The organism is Olsenella sp. kh2p3, assembly GCA_900119625.1.
GTDB lineage: Bacteria > Actinomycetota > Coriobacteriia > Coriobacteriales > Atopobiaceae > Tractidigestivibacter.
Map to the genome: position 1 here is coordinate 1 of FPKD01000028.1, position 1,462 is coordinate 1,462.

General features: G+C 61.6%; 2 protein-coding genes. Both read left to right on the top strand.

Features of this window, described 5'->3' with window-relative positions; all coding sequences use genetic code 11:
- The first annotated feature begins 230 nt into the window (after positions 1-230).
- On the top strand, positions 231-953 hold the full coding sequence (locus tag BT122_RS10650) for a hypothetical protein (RefSeq protein WP_072355879.1): 723 nt from the start codon (positions 231-233) through the stop codon (positions 951-953).
- Positions 954-1,118: 165 nt separating this feature from the next.
- On the top strand, positions 1,119-1,462 hold a 344-nt coding region (locus BT122_RS10655; protein WP_143190046.1), incomplete at its 3' end, for a hypothetical protein.

The following is a 1,462-nucleotide window of genomic DNA, read 5'->3' on the forward strand; positions in this document are numbered from 1 at the left end:
GGACGTGTCCCTCTTGCTTATCTGTGAAACTTTTTCATGCTCACGAGTGAAAAGCCGCTCTGCTTTTTTGTGCAATTAGGAGGCTATCAAACACATACAACTACGTCTGGCAGCGCGACGGCTCCTGGGCCGAGGGGGACTGGGGCTCCACGGAGCTCGACGAGGGCTCCGACACCGCGGAGGCCTCCCGCGCCGGCGCCCTCGGGACGCCCGGCCGCTACACCCTCTACGTGGACGCCGTCTCCGCGCGCGGCGAGAGGCGCACCGCCTCCACGCGGGTCGTGGCCTGGGGCGTGACGGGGGTCTCCGCCTCCGGCTCCGCCGCCTCCGGCTGGACGGCCTCGGCCGACCTCTTCGAGGGCCACGGGGTCCCCGGCACCCTCTACCGCTTCCGCTGGGCCTCCTCCGACGGCTCCGCCTCCGGCACGCTTCAGGATTGGTCTGTTGACGGTGACGTTAACTTTGATGCATCAACTCTCGGTGACGTGGGAGACTTTAAGGTCGAGATTGACGTTAGATACCCAAACGGCTTCACTGCAACTTTTGATTCTGGAAGCATCGAGTACCTCACCCGCGCGCAGAGGGCTGTCGTTGACTCTGCATACAAGACGAGTAGCTATAGGGGAGTGTCTGGTTGGTGCGCCGCATGGGTCTCAAAGGTATTCGCCGCCGCCGGTTATGGCTGGTATAACGGTAACGCAAATGATATGTATCGGGCCTGGTGCCATAGCTCCAACCTCTCTGAACTGAGGGCTGGCATGGTCATTGCCGTTGACAAGTCGCCCACGCGCCTTGGCAAGCTCTATGGACACATCGGTGTCTACGTAGGCAACGGCTTGGTACATGACGATGAGGGCTACGTGCGAGAGATGACGCTTCGAGACTGGTTAAACTTCTACAGTCAGGCTGGACAGCCCAAGTGGGGTTGGGCTGGCAACGTATCGCTCGTTTAATGTGGCTGTAAACGCTGCCTCAAGGCCCATTCTTCACTACGCGCTCGGGTGCGTGTTTTCTCCGCTTGCGGCATGGGGTGATTATCATGAGGGTCCGGTAACCTAACGGGCTTACAATCGTCTGAAAGATGATGTTATTTTTTATGCCGCCCGGAGGTTGCGACCATGAGACCCGTAGCGAGACTGAAGAACGCCCTGTTTATTTCTGCGATTAGCCTGGGTCTAGCTCTTGGTGCGCCCGTTGCATCACTCGCCGCCAGCGCTGGGGATCCCCCAGACGGGGATGGTGCCACCCTTCAGTCCACAGAGGCGACTCCCGGGTGGTCGTTCTCAGGCGTCGAGCTCTCCGCCCCCAGCGTCACCTCCGGCGAGCCCGTGACGGTCACCCCGCAGGTGACCGGCGACCTCGAGGGGGCCGAGTACAACTACGTGTGGTCCTACGGGGGCGGCTGGGACCTCTGGGGCTCCACCGTCAGGGACACGGGGAAGGGGACGAGCGAGGCCACGGG